Source organism: Kitasatospora sp. NPDC057940, from assembly GCF_042887425.1.
GTDB lineage: Bacteria > Actinomycetota > Actinomycetes > Streptomycetales > Streptomycetaceae > Kitasatospora.
This window is the reverse complement of sequence record NZ_JBHVPH010000019.1, coordinates 66766-83687: the sequence shown is the minus strand read 5'-3', so window position 1 is coordinate 83687 and position 16922 is coordinate 66766. Positions and strand designations below refer to the sequence as shown.

At 75.7% G+C, this 16922-nt stretch carries 12 protein-coding genes; all 12 read right to left on the bottom strand.

Features of this window, described 5'->3' with window-relative positions; genetic code table 11:
• Positions 1–3: 3 nt before the first annotated feature.
• Positions 4–1785, bottom strand: coding sequence for a VgrG-related protein (locus ACFVTF_RS25870; protein ID WP_387816851.1), 1782 nt, complete (start codon positions 1783–1785; stop codon positions 4–6).
• Positions 1782–2501: a LysM peptidoglycan-binding domain-containing protein gene (locus ACFVTF_RS25865; RefSeq protein ID WP_063346009.1), complete on the bottom strand. Its 720-nt coding sequence runs from the start codon at positions 2499–2501 to the stop codon at positions 1782–1784. Before ACFVTF_RS25865 ends, ACFVTF_RS25870 begins: the two co-directional genes overlap by 4 nt.
• A gap of 58 nt (positions 2502–2559) precedes the next feature.
• Positions 2560–2988 (bottom strand): phage tail protein, encoded by a 429-nt coding sequence (locus tag ACFVTF_RS25860; protein WP_063346010.1) that lies wholly within the window; start codon positions 2986–2988, stop codon positions 2560–2562.
• A gap of 89 nt (positions 2989–3077) precedes the next feature.
• A complete protein-coding gene (locus tag ACFVTF_RS25855) occupies positions 3078–3650 on the bottom strand; it encodes a hypothetical protein (RefSeq protein ID WP_387816850.1) in 573 nt (190 codons plus the stop codon).
• A gap of 3310 nt (positions 3651–6960) precedes the next feature.
• Positions 6961–7119: a DUF6760 family protein gene (locus tag ACFVTF_RS25850; protein WP_347878560.1), complete on the bottom strand. Its 159-nt coding sequence runs from the start codon at positions 7117–7119 to the stop codon at positions 6961–6963.
• The gene (locus tag ACFVTF_RS25845; protein WP_371515582.1) at positions 7116–7610 is read right to left on the bottom strand and encodes a hypothetical protein; all 495 of its coding nucleotides are present in this window, start codon (positions 7608–7610) and stop codon (positions 7116–7118) included. The genes ACFVTF_RS25850 and ACFVTF_RS25845 overlap by 4 nt, the downstream gene beginning before the upstream one ends.
• Positions 7607–8047 carry a phage tail protein gene (locus ACFVTF_RS25840; RefSeq protein WP_063346012.1) on the bottom strand — a complete coding sequence of 147 codons (441 nt, stop codon included), beginning with the start codon at positions 8045–8047 and terminating at the stop codon, positions 7607–7609. The genes ACFVTF_RS25845 and ACFVTF_RS25840 overlap by 4 nt, the downstream gene beginning before the upstream one ends.
• Positions 8048–8085: 38 nt before the next feature.
• Complete coding sequence (locus ACFVTF_RS25835; RefSeq protein WP_387816849.1) at positions 8086–9630, bottom strand: phage tail sheath family protein; 1545 nt, start codon at positions 9628–9630, stop codon at positions 8086–8088.
• Between the two features lie 183 nt (positions 9631–9813).
• Complete coding sequence (locus tag ACFVTF_RS25830) at positions 9814–11976, bottom strand: AAA family ATPase (protein WP_387816848.1); 2163 nt, start codon at positions 11974–11976, stop codon at positions 9814–9816.
• The gene (locus tag ACFVTF_RS25825; protein ID WP_371515585.1) at positions 11973–12716 is read right to left on the bottom strand and encodes a DUF4255 domain-containing protein; all 744 of its coding nucleotides are present in this window, start codon (positions 12714–12716) and stop codon (positions 11973–11975) included. The genes ACFVTF_RS25830 and ACFVTF_RS25825 overlap by 4 nt, the downstream gene beginning before the upstream one ends.
• Positions 12713–15976: a hypothetical protein gene (locus ACFVTF_RS25820; protein ID WP_387816909.1), complete on the bottom strand. Its 3264-nt coding sequence runs from the start codon at positions 15974–15976 to the stop codon at positions 12713–12715. The genes ACFVTF_RS25825 and ACFVTF_RS25820 overlap by 4 nt, the downstream gene beginning before the upstream one ends.
• A 135-nt stretch (positions 15977–16111) precedes the next feature.
• Positions 16112–16837: a LuxR C-terminal-related transcriptional regulator gene (locus ACFVTF_RS25815; protein ID WP_387816908.1), complete on the bottom strand. Its 726-nt coding sequence runs from the start codon at positions 16835–16837 to the stop codon at positions 16112–16114.
• Positions 16838–16922: the final 85 nt, after the last annotated feature.

Genomic DNA, 16922 nt, shown 5'->3' with positions numbered 1-16922 from the left:
GGTTCAGTTGATGCGCACGAGGGCCGCCTTGAGCACCGCCAGCGCTCCGCCGTCCACGGTGACCTCGGTTCGGCCGGTGACGTTCACCGATCCCCCGCGCAGGTTCACCGCCCCGGCGCCGGCGTCGATGGTGATGCCGGTGGAGGACAGCCGCACCGAACTCGCCGCCGCCGCACCGGCCGCGCCGAAGACGGTCAGGACGATCTCGCCGCGCTGCTCGTCCAGCCGCACCTCCAGCTTCCGGTCCCCGCTGGCCAGCCGGACGCCGGACTGGCCGCCCGGCACGTCCAGCAGCTCCAGGCGGTGGCCCGAACGGGAGACCAGCGAGCGGCGGTTGACCTTCCCGCCGGCCGGGTCGACCAGCGGCACCTCGTGCGGCGAGGGCTTGTCGACGCCGTTGTAGAGGCCGCCCAGCACGTACGGGCTGTCCAGGCTGCCCTGCTCGAAGCCGACCAGCACCTCGTCGTTCACCTCGGGGCTGAACACCCCGCCGCCGCCCTGCCCGCCCCACTGGACGGTGCGCACCCAGTCGGAGACGTAGGTGTCGTCCAGCCACGGGAACTTCAGCCGCACCCAGCCGCGTTGCGCGCCCCCCGGCTCCCGGACGTCGGTGACCACGGCGACGGCCAGACCGGGCATCCGCGGCCCGCGCGGCACCGCGCCGCTCCCGGCGACGAGCCCCGCGAGGGAGCGGTCCGGCGCCGCGCTGACCACGACGGTCGTCCGGTAGCCGCGGTAGGGCTCCAGCAGGTGGCGCACCGCGGTGGCCGTGTAGCGGCCGGAGAAGGCGGCGCCGACGTTGCCCAGGGCGACCGGAACGCCCGCCCGCAGCTTCGGGTTGCCCTCGACGACCGCCTCCAGCTCGCCGAATCCGGCGGCCACCGAGGCGGCGACCGACCCGGCCGCGGCCGCCGTCTCCGCCTGCGTGCGGTAGGGGGTGTCGGTGACGGTCATCCGCGCCTTCCCGGCGAAGGCGGCGGCCGCCGTCGACGGGCTCATCCCGGGCCGCACCGTCTCGCTGTCCACCGACGGCTCCGTGGCGACCAGGGCCTTCTTGGTGAGCACGTTCCAGCCGCGCACCTCGACGGTGTCCGCCCCGCCGCCGCCCGTCAGCACGCCGCGCAGCTCCAGCAGGTTGCGGCCGTACTCCAGGACCATCGGGTTCTGCGGAGCGGGCGTCGAGGGGGCCGGGGCCGAGGAGGCCTGCTCGGGCTTGACGAACTCCAGCAGCCCCTCGTCGTCCGCCCGCACCTGCGCGCCGCTCTCCTGCGCCAGGTACTGGAGGAACTCCCAGTCCGAGACGTTGGCCTGCGACAGCTGCTCGTGGACGACGGGGAACGCGTCGACCCGGCCGCAGCCGAGCCCCGCGCCCGCGGCGACCTGGCGGACGATGTCCGCCGTCGACATGTTGCGGAACGCCTTCACCCGGCGCCCGCGCATCAGCCGGTGGGTGATGGCGGACGCCCGCACCACGGTGAACGAGCCGGTGGTGTCCACGTCCAGCTCCAGCGCCGTCACCTCGCCGGTGAACAGCCGCACCTGCGCGTTGCCCTGCACCGTCATCACGGAGACCCGCAGCCGGGTGCCGATGGTGACCCCGGTCGCGGAGAGGAAGGTGTGGTCCGCGTCGCGGAACATCAGCACGGCCGTGTCGGGCAGGCCCGTGCTCTCCTCGATGTCGCAGGAGACCAGCTGGGCCGCCCAGACCGGCGGCAGCGGGCCGGGTGCCTCGACGATCGGATCCGCGGCGAAGGAGCGGCCGCCGCGGGCCTCGGGAGTGGTCATGACCGCCCTCCTCGGGTGGGCTCGTCGATCCCCGGCACGATCAGTTCGACCCCGGGGACGAGCACCATCGGGTCGTCGATGTCGTTGGCCTCGGCGATGGTGCGCCAGGCCGTCGCGTCGCCGTACTCGCGCCAGGCGAGCAGCGGCAGGCTGTCGCCCGCGATCACCCGGTGGGTGCTGCGCGCCTCCATCGAGCCGGAGGTCGGGTTCTGGCCCGGCGTGTCGACGCTGGCCTCGTCGATGGTGAACGAGCAGGTGGCCCGCAGCGGCTTGCCGTCGACGTCGAAGAGCGAGTAGGTGACCTGGAGGCCGGTCAGCACCCCGTTGAACGACGTCGTCGACGACGTGCCCCAGTCCAGCCTGATCCACGGGCTCGCCGGCTTCTTGCGCGCCAGGCTGGCCGGAGTCGGCACACAGGCCGTCATCAGCTGCTCCACCGCCTTCTCCACCGAGTCGTCATGGGTCGCCGTCGCGTCGAGGAACACCTCCATGGACAGCGAGCGGGGCCCGCTGCCGACGAACTCGGGCAGCGCGGACTCGGCGGCCATCCGGGACGGGGTGCGGCGCCACTCCGAGGACTTCCGCAGCACCAGGCTCGACGGGTTGAACTGGAGCGGGAGCCGCGCGATCACCCCGCCGGGCTGGGCACCGACCGTCGCCGGCGGCTCCATGATGGCCAGTTGGGCCCGGGTGACACTCGCGGGGACGTCTGACATCCCGCACCTCCTTCCGTTCGTCGTCCGATGGGTGGCCTGCGCCGGGTGCGACGCGCCGTCACGATGACGGGCGCAGCCCGGCGTGGGCGATCTCCAGGGACTCCATCGCCGCCTGCGAGTTCGCCGGGTCGAACGACGGGCCCTGCCAGCGGACGGGCACGATGCCGAGCACCTGCCAGCTGACGATGGGGCTCAGGTCGGGCCGCAGGGCCACGATTTCGCCGTTCTTGGGCTGGACCCGCCGCACGGTCTCGTCCAGCCAGCGGGCGATCTTGACGGTGTCCGCGGTGACCGCGCGGGTGAGCGTGATGTTCGACCAGGTGATCCGGCCCGGCAACTGCCAGGAGAAGCCGTTGTTGCCGCCCTCGGCGTACTGGTGGATCTCGACCTCGGCACCCAGCCCCGAGCACGTCGTGAACTCGCCCAGGTCGTTGCCGCCGATCGTGAGCTTGAAGAACACGCTCGTCGCGAAGATGTTGTCGGTCATTCCTGCCTCCGTCGCCCTGCCCGCCTTGCCACCTGCCACCTGCCACCTGCCACCTGCCACTGCCCGTCTGCCCGCCGCGCCCCGAGCGCTCAGCGACGGCCGTCGTACGGCCGCCCGGCGCGCTCCCTCCCCCGGCGCAGCTCCGCGCGCAGCAGCCGTCCGACGGGCTCGATCAGGCGCCGGGCCAGTTCGTCGAGGTCGGCCCCCGACGGGGACCCGGTCGACGATCCGCCGCCCGGCTGCGGGGGCGGGGCCGCGGTCGGCGGCGGGGACGAGGGGGTGGTCTGGACGGTCACCGGGGTGCGGGCCGGTACGGCGGTCAACGGCACCCCGGACAACCCCGCCTGCTCCGCCACCCGTTGCAGCACCCGGGCCGTGTCCGTCGAAGGCCGCGCCGGCCCGGACGGCCCGGAAGACGAGCCCGCGCCGTCCCGGGACGGCGCGGTCCACGACCACGACCCGGTGCGCAGCGGCGACTCCCCGCCCGCCCCCGGTCGGCCGAAGCCGCTCCCCGCGACGCCCGGCGACCAGGCGCCACCGCTCGGCAGCGGCGGCGTCGCGGACGCGGGCACGGCGGGGCCGGCGGGCCCGGCGACCGGCAGCCGCTGGACCATCGCCGGAGCCGCCGGGGACGCCGGGGCGCTCGGCGGGGTGAGTCGCACCAACGGCACGCTCGGAACACGGCCACCGGGGGCGGCAGCGAGCGCGGACGCGGGACGCCCCCCGCGACCGGTGGGGACGGCGGGGGCTGCGGCAGGCGCCGACGCATCGTCGGGGAACGCCGGTCGCACGGCCGCCTCGACCGGGCCGGGGCCGGGAGCGAGGACAGGGGCAGCGGCAGCAGCGGCAGCGGCAGCGGCAGGGCCATTGACAACAGGGCGCGCGGACACCGAACGCTGCACGCTCGCAGCGCGCCCGGCACGGGAGGCGCCCACGGCCGCCGGGCCGGCATCGGCCACGACGACCGGGGGTGCTGGACGCTCCCCGCGCCGCACCCGACCGGCGGGAACCACGACAGGCACCGCTGCACCTCGCGGCTCCGCCGACCGGACACCCGGCTCGACGGGGCTCTGACTGCCGGAGACCGACCGCTGCACCGCCGGACCACCGCCGCCACGCTGCACAGCCGGCGGCGGCACGGGAGTCTCCCCGCGCCGCGCCCGCCCGGCCGGGGCGGTGTCGGGCGCTACGGGCTGCCCGTCCAACACCTCACGGCGAGGCCCCCCGGCCGTCGTCGAACGCTGCACACCGGCCCGCCCCGCAGGGGGACCGCCGTGCTCCGACCGGCGCGTATCCGCCTCCATCGGGCCGGTACCGGGGCCGACGGCCACCGGACCAGAGCCGCCAGTCGCCGGGCCCCGCACAGCCGCACGCCCCGAGGGGGCAGCACCGCGCTCCGACGGCCGCGGCCCCTGCGCCGCCGGGCCGGCCGACGCCGACGGGCGCGCATCCGCCGTCACCGGGACGGCGCCGCCTGCTACCGAACGCTGCACGCTCGGACGCCTCACGGGAGCAGAACGCCCTGCCGCGCCCGAGCCGGCGGAGTCGGCAGAGCCGCCGGATGCCGGTCCCCGCGCACCCGCACGCGCCACCACGGCACCCCGCGTGCCCTGCGCCGCCGGGCCGGTGCCTTCCGGGTCCGCCGGGGACACCGGTGCCGCTGGGGACGCCGCCCGCGCAGCGTCGGGTCGGCTCGTCTGTGCCCGCCGGGGCAGGCGCAGGACGGCGGCGGCCCGGTGCCGCCAGCTCGCGGGTGCTGCCACCGGTTCCGGGGCCTGCGGCGCTTGGGTGCGCGCGGGCGGCTCCTGCGGCCAGGCGGCCCTGACGACGGGTGGGGCGGGCGCGGGCGTCGGCGCTCGGCCGGACACCGGTGCGGGCGCCGTCGCCGTCGCGGCGAGCGTGGACGCCATGCGGCGCTCGCCGAGCAGGCCGAGCGTGCGGTGGCCCGGCCCGGCAGCCGGACGTGCGGCGGTGCCACCGATCGGCGAGCGGGCCACGACCAGCGGGCCGGGCTCGCCCGGCGAAGCGGCGGGCCGCACGTCCCGGGCGCCACTGGTACCACCCGTACCACCGGTACCAGCGCTGCGCCGAGCCCGGCGGGCCGCGTCCTGCGGTGCCGCCCCGGGGGGCGACTGCGGCCCGACGGCGGGGCCGGGCTCGGTGGAGCCGCCCTGCCCGCTCGTGTCGGCGCTTCGCGCGCCGGGCGCAGCCGCGCGCTGGACTGCCGTGGCGCCTGGCCCGGCGGGGGCCGTGCCCGTGGCCCGAGGAGCGCCTTCCGGACTCGGGGCCGCCGCGCGTCGGCCGGTCGGCTGTGGCCGTGCGGAAGTGACAGGGGTGGCGGGGGTCGCGGGGGTCGCGGAAGTCCGTGGGGTGTCGGGAGTCGCGGGGGCACCGTGGCCCGGGGCCGTGGCCCGCCGGACGGGGCCGGGTCGGCCGTCGGCCGGACCGGCGGCCCGCGCTCCGGGTGCCGCGCCCGCCGTCGGCGGCAGCGCGGTCAGCGGCGCGCCCAGGCCCCCGTGTGTGCGGGCGTTGGACGATTCGGGGCGCCGCTGTTCGGGGCGCGCCTGTTCGGTGCGCGGCTGGGTGGCGCGCTGCGCGGCGGTCGGACCGCCGCCGGTCTGGACGGCGCGCTGCACGGGAGCGTCCCCGCGCGGTCCGGGCTCGGGGCGGGCAGGACGAGCCGAGCGGGCCGGGCTGCCCGGTGCCGACGGCTCCGCACCGTCCGACCCGTTCCCCGCCGGTGCGGTCGGCTGCGCGGGCGGGGAGACGATCGGCATCGGCCCTTGCCCGGCCCCGGGACCGGGCAAGGGCCCAAGGCCTGACGCGCCGTCGGCGTTGAGCCGCGGCGAGGCGCTGGCGGGCAGCGAGGTCAGCGGGGCGCCGAGCACGGGTCGGCCCGGTGCGGCGCCTCCCCTCGCGCTGCCTCCCCTCGCGGCGCGCTGCACGGCGTCGCCGGTGCGCGGGGTCGGGGCATCGGTCGGCCGCACCGGGGCCGACTCGGAGGTCTCGGACGGACGCGCGGTGGCACCCGGCTCCACGACGGGCGGAGCGACGGCGGCGGACTGTTCCACCGTCGTCGCGGTCGCGGGCCGTTCCACCGGGGCCGCGCCCTCGGACCGCTCCACCGGCTTCGTGCCCTCGGCAGGCTCCGCCGGCGCGACGGCAGCGGCACGCTCCGCCGTCGTCGCGCTCGCGGCACGCTGTACCGGCCGGGGCGGGATCACGGTCACCGCGCGTGTCGGCAGCGACCGGGGGCGGGGTGCGGTGGTCAGCGGCTTCCCGACACGGCGCGACGGGACCGGCCCGGCAGTCCTGGCCCGCCCGGCAGGCGACACCTCGGAACCGTGAACGGTCGCGGGCGCAGCGGGCCCGGGGGCAGCGGTCGCGGGCGCAGCCGGCGCGGCGCCGCCCTCGGCGGCCACCGCCCGTACGGGCAGCCGGCGCGCCACGGCGCCGGACCTCTGCACCTGCCGCACCCGACCGAGCCCGCCCGTCGCGCCCGGCCCGTCCCCCACCGAATCCGCAGCCGAAGCCAGGTCCGGAGTCTCCGACGGCGCCACCGCCGGTGCGGCGTACGGCAGCACGGGCCCGTCCGCCCCGGCCGAGACCGCCGGGCCGAGGGGCCGTGCCACCGCCCGCAGGATGCCCGCCGGGGCGGACGGCAGGACCGCGTGCCCGAGCGCGCCGGTCAGCGAGGGGTTCTGCCAGGAGGCGAGCCGGGACCGGAACCGCAGGCCGTCGCTGACCCCGCCCGCCGCTCCCGCGAGGGTCGGGGTCAGGGGCGCGACCGCGCGCCAACCACCGTCCGGGGCGGGCACGTCGGCCCGGGGCGCGGGAGCCGCGTCACCCGTGCCGCCCGTAGCACCTGAGGCACCCGCAGCACCCGAGGCACCCGGGGCACTCGAAGCGCCCGCCTCGCCGGGGCCGCCGGCCTTCCGGCGCCCGAGCCGGTCCCGAATCCCCATCCCGCGCTCACCCGCCTTCGTTGACGCGGGTGTTGATCCGCGCGATCTCCCGCACCCACGCGCGGCGTTCCTGGTGGGACAGGTCGAGGATGTCCTCCCGCTGCCAGTGGAAGTGGTAGGCGATGTACGCGACCTCCTCGTACAGCCGGGTGGTCGCGTACGTCACCATTCCCCCAGGCGCCCACCAGCGAGGTCGACTTCGAAGGAGCCGTCGCAGTGCGGGCAGGTCACCGCGGCGCGGGTGTGGCCCTCGCTGTTGATCCGCTGGTAGAAGTCCTGGAGGAACGCGACGTCGGTGGCGTACATCTGCTCGACGACGCCGGCGTGCACGTCGGTGACGGTGCCGAGCCGGGTGATCACGTGGCTGAGCAGCACCACGCTCAGGTACGCCGGGTTCTCCTTGACCCGCAGGTCGATCTGGGGCATGAGTTCGTCCCGCGCGGTGGCCAGGCGCATGGCGCCGTGCCGGTGCAGGACGCCCTCGTCGTCCAGGTACCCGCGCGGGAGCTCGAACTCGAACTCCGTGTGCAGTCCGTGCCCCTGGGGGCCCCGCCCCCGCTGCGGCGCGGCGGCCTGCGGGGCCGGGGCCGCGGCGGGAGCGGGGGCGGCCGACGGAGCCTGCTCCAGGAGTTCGTCGAGGCTGATCCGTCGTCTCATTCGACGGTGATCTCCTCGAACACGATGGTCACCGTCTCGGTCGCGGCGCTGGACTCACCGGCGGTGAGGGTGGGGCCCTCCCACCGGCTGGCCCAGGCGTTCATCAGCTGGATCCGCCGGAGGGTGGCACCGGTGGTGTCCTTGACCTCGATGGTGAGGTTCTGGCGCGCGGTGTTGATCGCGCCGTTGTTGAGGGTCTCGTTGATCCACTTGGTGAACGCCCCGCTCTTGTCGAGCCCGCGGGTGATCGTCACCTCGCCCGGGAGCCGCGCGCCGGGCTGTTTGCGGACGATCAGCTTGCCCTGCTGAGTCACCTGCTTGTACTCGACGACGTCCTGGTCGACGGTCAGGTTGCTGATCTCCTTGACCGACTCGACGTTGTAGCCGCCGAGTTGGACGCCGAATATGTGTGTGGAGAGCGGATCGCCTTCAGCCATGACTTCCTGTCACCTTCCGGTCTGTGCTGGCCTGCTGGTCACTCGTTGACGAGGCTCGTGCTGTCCGAGAACTGGGACAGCCGGAACACCACGAACTCGGCGGGCTTCACCGGAGCGACCCCGATCTCGCACACCACCTGCCCGAGGTCGATGGACTCCTGCGGGTTGTTCTCACGGTCGCACTTGACGTAGAACGCCTCCGCGGCCGTGGCGCCGAACAGCGCTCCGCGTCGCCACTCCTCGGTCAGGAACGCCGTGATGTTGCGGCGGATGCTGGACCACAGCCGGTCGTCGTTGGGCTCGAACACCACCCACTGGGTCCCCAGGAGGATGGACTCCTCCAGGTAGTTGAAGAGCCGCCGCACGTTGAGGTAGCGCCACGCCGGGTCCGAGGAGAGGGTCCGGGCGCCCCAGATCCGGATGCCGCGACCGGGGAAGGCCCGCACGCAGTTGACGCCGATCGGGTTCAGCAGGTCCTGCTCGCCCTTGCTGAGGCGGATCTCCAGGTCCACCGCACCGCGGATGACCTCGTTGGCCGGCGCCTTGTGCACGCCGCGCTCGGCGTCGCTGCGCGCCCACACCCCGGCGGCGTGCCCGCTCGGCGGGACCATCGTGTTGCGGCCGGTCGCCGGGTCGAACACCTTGATCCACGGGTAGTACAGGGCCGCGTAGCGGGAGTCGAAGCCCGCCTCGTTGTTGCGCCAGTTGCGCACCTGCTGGGCGCTCAGCCCGGGCGGGGAGTCCAGGACGGCGATCCGGTCGCCCATCTGCTCGCAGTGCGACATCACCGCGAGCTGGACGGTCCGCACGCCCTCGGCGTCGATGTCCCCGCGCTGGTAGGCGCTCATCAGGTCGGGTACGGCGACCATGGTGATCTCGTCGATCGCCTCCAGGCCGGAGAACCCGGTGCGGGCCGAGGCGTCGCCGACGTACTCGGCGGGGCTGAGCCGGGTCGTGGCGGCGGGGGCGACCGGGCCGGGCGCGGCGGCGGCGAGCGCGAGCGTCTGGCGCTCCGGGCGGCTCGGCGCGGTGCCCGGCTGCTCGCTGACCGCGACGAGCTTGGACTCGCGCAGCTGGGTGACGACGTAGCCCTTGGTGTTCTTGCGGGTCGAGACGTCGTACGTCTCGGCGACCTCGGTGCCCTTGCGGACCACCAGCCGGAACCGGTCGTCGGGGACGTTCTCCCCCTCGACGTCGGCGATCTCGACGGTCAGGTCGGCGCCCGCACCGGGCAGGGCCGTGAACAGGAAGCCGGCGTGGGCGGTGGGCGCGGGCGCCGACCGGGCGGCCGGCGGCCAGCCGCCGGCCGGCTCGCCGCCGGGCTCGCCGATCCGCACGACGTAGACGGCGCCGCCGCCGTTGGCGAAGAAGCCGTAGACGGCGTGGGGCAGGTAGGTGCCTTCGGAGAAGCCGCCGAACTGCTGGACGTACTGGTCCCAGTTGGTCACCAGGGTGGGCTCGTGGAAGGGGCCGGTCTGGGCGAAGCCGACGAGGGCGGCGACGGCAGTGCCGACACCCTCGATCGGCCGGGCACCGGACTGGACCTCCTCCACGTACACGCCCGGGGTGAGGTACGACGGCATGCTCGCTCCTTCGGGGTGGCCGATCATTCGCCACCGAGTCTGCTGCCGGGCCGCCGCCCGCGACATGTCCGCAGGTCCCGGACCAGGGGCAGAGCCGCTGCCCCGGCGGGCACCCCGGCGGGCACCTGACGGCCCGACAACCGGCGGGCCGACCCGCGGTCAGGCACCGGCCCGGCCGCGCGCTCAGGCCCGCCCGCTGCCCCCGGAGGCACGCGACCACGGCCCGAACTCGCTCTCCAGGACCAGCCGGCCGAGCTTGCGGTACTCCCGCTCGACCGCGAACACCAGCTCCGCCATGCCCAGCGGGCGGCCCGTCTCGGCGGCCAGGTAGGCCGCGGTCACCGCGCAGGCCCGGATGGAGCCGCCGGCGAGTTCGAAGTGCCGTGCGCAGAACGCCAGGTCGAGGTCGTCGCCGCGGGGGATCCACGGGCCCAGGCAGCGCTCCCACAGGGCGTGCCGCTGTTCCTCGTCCGGCACCGGGAACTCCGCGATGACGTCCAGCCGCCGGGTGAACGCCTCGTCGAGGTTGGCGCGCAGGTTGGTCGTCAGCACGGCGATCCCGTCGAAGGACTCCATCCGCTGCAACAGGTACGCCGACTCCACGTTGGCGTGGCGGTCGTGGGCGTCCTTGACCTGCGACCGCTTGCCGAAGATCGCGTCGGCCTCGTCGAACAGCAGGACGGCGTTCACGTGCGAGGCCTCGGTGAAGATCCGCTCCAGGTTCTTCTCCGTCTCGCCGATGTACTTGTCCACGACGGTGGACAGGTCCACGACGTACAGCTCCATGCCGAGTTCGGCGGCGACCACCTCGGCCGACATGGTCTTCCCGGTGCCGGACTCCCCCGCGAACAGCGCGATCACCCCGCGTCCGCGCCCTCCGCCCGGCCGCATCCGCCACTGGCCGAGCACCTGGTCGCGGTGCCTGGCGCGCAGCGCGAGCTCGTGCAGCTGGCGCGCGGTGGGCTCGGGCAGCACCAGGTCGTCCCACCCGACGGCGGGCTCGATCCGGCGGGCGAGGCGGGCGAGCCCCGCCCCGTTCTGCGCCCGTACGGCGGCCCGCAGGTCGTCGGCGGTCACCGGGCGGTGCTCGGCGGCGGCCGTCCTGGTCGCGACCCCGGCGGCCCTGGCCACCTGGTCGTCGTCCAGCTGGTACGGGGCGACGGCCTCGGCCAACTCGGCTCTCAGCACGCCCTCGTACGGGCCTTCCGCAGGTCCTTCCGCAAGGCCTTCCCCGGGTTCGCCCGAGGGCTCGTCCGAAGGCTCATGCGAAGCCCCGCCCAGCGCGTGCGCCCAGCGCTCGGCGCGCTGCGCCGGGTCCAGCGGCGGGGCCACGAGCACCACCGGGCTCTCCTGCGCCCACGTCGGATCCCACGGGCGCGACCCGTGCACGAGCAGCGGCACCTCGGCGAGTTCCGCGCACAGCTCGCGCAACAGCCCGGCCCGCTCGGGGCGTTCGGGTTCGAGCCGTTCCAGCGGGCCCAGCACCACACCGCTGCCGCTCAGCCGCGCCTCCCGGGCGAGCGCCCGGACCACGGCCTCCGGGGGGCGGGCGGCGAGCGCGGTGACGTCGACGACCAGGGCCCGGCGGCCGAGGCCCGCGAGGGCGTCGACCGCGAGCCGGCCGGCGTTGCCGCCCCGGTCCAGCAGGTGCACCAGTCCGCCGCCGTTGGCCACGGTGGCGCGCAGCCGGCGCGCGGCCTGCGGCGGGGTGCCGGCGCCGGACCGGCCGACGCGGACCAGCCCGCGCAGCGCGCCGTCGGGCTCGTCCGAGCCGAGCAGATGGGCCGTCACCCGGTCGGGCAGGCGCAGGCCCCGGGAGAGCAGCGGGCGTTCCGGTTCGGTGACCTCCAGCAGGCCGCCGGCGATCAGCGGGGCCTGGACGGAGAAGCGGAACCGGCCGGCGCCCGCCCCGGACAGCCCGCACAGTTCGAGCGCGAGCCCGATGGTCGGCCGGCGCAGGGTCAGGTCGTCGTTGAGGTACCCGTAGAGCCGTTCGAAGCGGGTGTCGAGGTCGGGGGCGAGTGCCACCAGCAGGAGTTCGAGGTCCAGCGGGAGCAGTCCGAAGCCGTCGACGAGTCGTTCGGTCCTCGATCCGGGCGGTGGCGGCGGCGGTTCCCCGAGGTCGGCGCCGGCCCGGCCCGTCGCGGCGGGCGCCGCGAGGATCCGGTCCGCCGCCTCCGGGGTGAGGTACTGGCCCCGGTACGGGTCGTCCGGGTCCGGGTCGTCGGCCCTGCGCTCGCGGACGGCGGCCCGGATCCGCTGTTCGAGGCGGCTCAGCCGCTCCCACAGGTCGTCCAGGTCGGCGGCGGGCCCGCTGGTGGCCGCCGCTTCCAGGTCGAGGGTCATCGCGGCGCACCGCCGCGTCGTCTGCGGCCCGGCGGCAGCCGGCGTTCCCGGGGCGCGGCGAAGCCGTCCGCGCCGGGGTCCGTGCCGCCCTCGTAACGCAGTCGGCGGCCCGGGTCGGCCGCGTCGGCTGTGGCCTCCGGGGCGTCCTCGTCGCTCTCGCCGTCCTTGCCGCCCTTGTCGACGGCGCGCAGCACGAGCCCGTCGGTGACCGGGGGCCCCGCCTGGGCCCGCTGGCCGGACAGCGGGGCGAGCACCCTGAGGTCGATCGAGGGTTTCAGCTCGCCGCCGAGGGCCGACCACACGTCGGACACCGACGGCAGGCCCTCGCCGCGCCCGGCGGTCTCCAGCCCGACGGTGAGCCCGAGTTCGGCGAGCGTGCCGGTGAGCAGCCGGGCGGGCAGCGCGTCGGCGGCCGTCAGGCAGCGGAGCACCTCCGACAGCAGCCGGTGCTCGTCCTGGGCCCGGTTGGTCCACGCCGTCACCAGGTAGGCCAGTTCGAACCAGCGGGGCGCGCTGCGCCAGGCCACGACCACGCCGTCGGCGTCGTGCAGTTCGGCGGCGCCGGCCTGGCGGCGGGAGACGTCCTCGCGGATGCCGTAGAGGAAGACGCTGACGGTGGGGGCGTTGCGCCGGGCGGCCCAGTCCCGGGTCGGCGAGTCGAAGACCAGCTCGATCCCGCGTTCCTGGAGGCCGCTCTCGACGAGCAGGAGCCGCAGCGCCTCGTCGACTTCGTGGATCACCGCCGCTGCACCTCCCCCGGCGGGCCGACGCTGCCGGTCACCACGAGGAAGGGGGTGGTCACCGGGGAGAAGCCGGGGCCGCTCGCGGTGATGGTCCGGGGGCCGGTCTCGTCCTTGGCGAGGATGAGCAGCTGGCCCGCGAAGGTGCCGTCGGCCTTGGGGACGGTGGGCGCCGCGGCGGCGGTGATGCCGGGCGTCCAGGTGAGGGTCACCGGTGTGCCGGGCGGGAAGTCCACGCCGCGGACGGAGGTCACGAAGCCGGGCTTGCCGATCGGCGGCACCGCGACGATGCGGGGCTGGAGGATGCGCAGCGGGGTCCGCGCGACGTGGTCGCCCGGGGCGGCGTCCGTGCCGGTGGTGGTCAGGACGGAGGTGATGGTGGTGTCCAGGGTCGCCTCGGGGGCGAGCACCACCTGGACGACGGCGCTGCCGCCCGGGGGCAGGTCGGCCACGTCGCAGACGCCGCCGGTGCAGCCGGGGGGCATCGGCCCGGTGGGGACGCCGGCGGGCAGGCCGAGCGAGACGCGCAGTCCGGTGGCGAGGGCCTGGCCGTCGTTGCGCACGGTGTAGGTGACGGTGACCCGGCCGCCGACGTACCCGGGGTTCGGCTGGGCGCCGACCGTCACGGCCGGTCCGGCCTTCGGCGCGGGCGGCGCCGGCTGCGGTGCGGGGGCCGGGGCGGGCGGCGGCGGGGCCGGCTGTGAGGAGACGGGCGGCGCCGGCGTCGGGGTCGGCGTCGGGGTCGGTGTCTGGGTCGGTGTCGGTGTCGGCGAGGCAGTCGGGGTCGGAGACGGGCTCGGGGACGGCGACGGAGCCTGGACGGGTACGACCGTCTGCGCGGTGTTGTCCTCGGGCTTCGGGTCGACCACCGCCCCGGTCACCCACCAGCCGAACCGCTGGTCGCCGGCCACGGTGCCGACGACGGTGGCGGTCACCTGGACGACCGCGCCCGGGGCCAGGGTGCCGAGTTCGCACCGGAGGGCGTCGGCGGCGCAGGTGCCGGCCGTGGCCTTGAGCCCGGTGAGCCGGGCGCCCGTCGGCACCGACGCGGTGAGCGCGGTGCCGGGCGAGGGCGCCGGGCCGTGGTTGGTGACGGTGATGGCCACGGTGGTGGAGTCCCCGATCTGCATCGGGATGGTGGCGGCCGGCGCGCTCAGCGACAGGTCGACGGACTGCTGGACGCTCGGCTCCTTCTGCCGCCCCGGCAGCCTGGAGTTGATGGAGGTGAGCCGGCCGGTCGCGAAGTCGTAGCTCTGCAGCGCCTCCGGCGAGTTCGCCGGCAGGGCCCGGCGGGAGGTCAGCACCAGCTGCCCGCCGTCCGCCGTCCAGGCGACGTCGCGGGGCTGGAACGGGCCGGTGGCGGAGGTGTCCGGCAGCTGGCGGCGGCAGGCGTTCCGGTCCTGGCCCAGTCCGGCGGGCAGGACCACCGTGCAGCCGTCGCCGGTCGCCGAGCTGACGAGGACTCCGTTCTGCTGGTTGAGCCCGCCGTCGCCGGTCTTGCGGTTGAAGGCGACGCTCCGGCCGTCGGGCGAGAACGCGGGGCTGTCGTCGATGACGTCGCAGGCGCCCGGGCAGGCCCTGCGGCTGAGGTCGGTGGGCCGGTCGAGGGCGTCGGCGGGCACCGTCCACACGTGCTTGTTGCCGCCGTTGCCGTTGACGACCTCGGTCCTGGTGTAGGCGATCAGCTTGCCGTCCGGGGACCACGAGGGCTGGGCCGTGGACGCGGCCGGCTGGCCGTTGGTCGGATCGACGGTGCCGACGATCGCGCCGGTCGACACGTCCGCGATCAGCACCCGTCCGGGGCCGGAGGCCGCCCCGACGCCGCCGGGCGAGGTCCTGGTGAAGGCCATCAGGCGGCCGTCGGGCGAGAGCTCCGGGTCGGTGTCCCAGTCCTTCGGCCCGCGCCCGGCGAGGTTCATCGGCTTCGGGTCGGAGCCGTCGGCGCCGGTCTGCCAGATCCGTTCGATCCGGCCGGCGGGCGAGTCCTCGAAGCGGGTCAGCACGATCCGCCGGCCGTCCGGCGTGTAGGTCTGCCGTTCGAACCACGGGTCGTAGCCGGGGCGGGGGTTGAACAGCGGGTCGGCCGCGGGGTCGGTGTTGGTGTCGGCGGCCGGGTCCTCCCGGAGCACGCTGACGCCCAGGTCCCGCGGGTCCGCTCCGTCGGGGCGGATGTCCGACAGGTCGGCCACGTTGGGGGTGTCGGCGCTGTTGCGGTCCACGACGGGCCCGCCGCCCTGCTGGGGGCCGAGCCAGACCGGTGTGCGGACGGCGCGGTCCTCGCTCGCCACCAGTTCGGCCCCGCCGCAGAAGCAGGTCAGGGCGCGGTACACGTTCTCGTACGGCGTCGGGTCGGCGTTCTGCCGGTTGGGGCTGAGGAAGAGCACGCCGCTGCCGTCGGGCAGCCAGCCGGCGGACCTGGTCCGCCAGTCGCCGCCGATGCCGGGGAAGAACGCCCGGTCGTTGGTGCCCTCGGGCGAGATCACCCGCAGCTGCGGCCCGGTCTGGCCGGCCTGGTCCCAGGTGTAGACGATCTGGTCGCGCAGGTCGGGCGCGTCCACCGGGTTCCACGCCGGTTCGACGGCGTTGCCGGCGGTCACCGCGGTGATCCGCCGCGCCGCGCCGCCGGCCAGCGGCATGACGTAGACCTGGGTGTGCGCCGGGTCCACGTCGCAGGTGTACGCGACCCACTTGCCGTCGGGCGAGACCGTCGGGTGCGCCTCGGAGTCCGCGGTGTCGGTCAGCCTGCGCAGGCCGGTGCCGTCGGTGTTGACCACCCAGAGGTCCCGCTGGGTCTGCCCGTTGCGCCCGCCGGGCTCCACCGCGTCGAACACGACGGTCCTGCCGTCCGGGGCGAGCGTCGGCTCCGCGGTGTCCATGCCGGTGGTGAGCCGGCGCACCGCGCCCGACGCCTCGCGCAGGTAGACCTGGGGCAGCGGGCCGTCCCGCAGGCTGGTGAACACCAGTTGGTCGCCGCGCGTGGAGGGTTCGGTGTCGAAGTGGACGGGGCCGGGCCCGAACAGCGACGCGCTCGACGTCGGCCCGGTCAGCCGCGCCAGGCTGCGGTGGCCGGTGCCGGCGTAGACGATCCGTCCGCTCTCCGCCGTGGCTCCGGCGGCCACCGGGGCGGCGCCTCCGTCGCCGTCGGAGTTCGCGGTGCCCAGCGTCACCACGGCCACGGCCAGGGACAGCAACGCCGCGACGGCGGCTCGCGCCGAGCGCCGCAGGGGGCGGGGAGTGCCGGTGGCGCCGATCACGCTCAACCTCACAGACCGAGAAGGGTACGTCCGGCAGTCTTCCCGGCCCGGGCGCCGGGGCGACAGGCCCCGGGCACCCGAGCCGGGGGTAGCGACCGGTGCCCCTGAGGGCAATCCGGCGCCGACGCTCCGGCGGCGTCCTCAGATGAGGCCGTGGCGCATCGCGTACCCGACGGCGTGGGCGCGGTTGCGCAGTCCCAGCCGCGTGGTGATCTCGTGCAGCACGTTCTTGACCGTGCGTTCGGAGTACGAGGTCTCGGCCGCTATCTCACTGGTGTCGAGGCCGTCGGCGACCAGCCGGAGCATCTCCGCCTCGCGCGCGGTGAGGGTCGACAGGGTCAGGCCGCGCGGGTCGAGCATGGTGCGCTGGAGGCTGCCGACCCGGTCGAGCAGCTTGCCGAGGAGGTCCCCCGGCATGACGCCCTCGCCGTTGGCCAGGGCGGTGATGAGGTGGACGAGCCGGTCCTGGTCGGCGTCCGAGCGGCGCAGCACGGCGCCGACGCCGCACTCGATGATGGTCTGCAGGCCGCCGGCCTCGAAGTGGCCCACGACCAGCCCGGTCCGGCTCTGCGTGTTGAGGCGGAGCCGGCGCAGCCGGTCGGTCACGGCGTCGTTCAGCCCGTCGACCACCATCAGGGAGACCTGTGCGCGCGCGACGTCGCCCTCGGCGAGCAGTTCCACCTCCGGCCGGTGCCGCAGCTGCTGGACGACGCCCGTGTGCAGGATGATGTCCTCCGCGTACACGGCCACCTGGACCCGGCCGGGCTTCACGTTCACGCGCACCGCGGCGGGCTCGGCCGATCCACGCGGTCGGGCCTGGAGGGACCTGGTCGCCCCGACGGCCTCATGGGTGGTGGTCTCGATCATCGTCATCCAACTGTTCCGTTCTGCTTCGTCTGCGTCACCGGACGCATGGTGAGGACGGCCGGGCGCCATGTCATGGAGCCGGCCG

Coding starts and splice junctions, on each gene's coding strand:
- ACFVTF_RS25840 (WP_063346012.1), bottom strand. CDS start 8,047: ATGGCTGAAGGCGATCCGCTCTCCACACACATATTCGGCGTCCAACTC.
- ACFVTF_RS25835 (WP_387816849.1), bottom strand. CDS start 9,630: ATGCCGTCGTACCTCACCCCGGGCGTGTACGTGGAGGAGGTCCAGTCC.
- ACFVTF_RS25870 (WP_387816851.1), bottom strand. CDS start 1,785: ATGACCACTCCCGAGGCCCGCGGCGGCCGCTCCTTCGCCGCGGATCCG.
- ACFVTF_RS25865 (WP_063346009.1), bottom strand. CDS start 2,501: ATGTCAGACGTCCCCGCGAGTGTCACCCGGGCCCAACTGGCCATCATG.
- ACFVTF_RS25830 (WP_387816848.1), bottom strand. CDS start 11,976: ATGACCCTCGACCTGGAAGCGGCGGCCACCAGCGGGCCCGCCGCCGAC.
- ACFVTF_RS25815 (WP_387816908.1), bottom strand. CDS start 16,837: ATGATCGAGACCACCACCCATGAGGCCGTCGGGGCGACCAGGTCCCTC.
- ACFVTF_RS25860 (WP_063346010.1), bottom strand. CDS start 2,988: ATGACCGACAACATCTTCGCGACGAGCGTGTTCTTCAAGCTCACGATC.
- ACFVTF_RS25845 (WP_371515582.1), bottom strand. CDS start 7,610: ATGAGACGACGGATCAGCCTCGACGAACTCCTGGAGCAGGCTCCGTCG.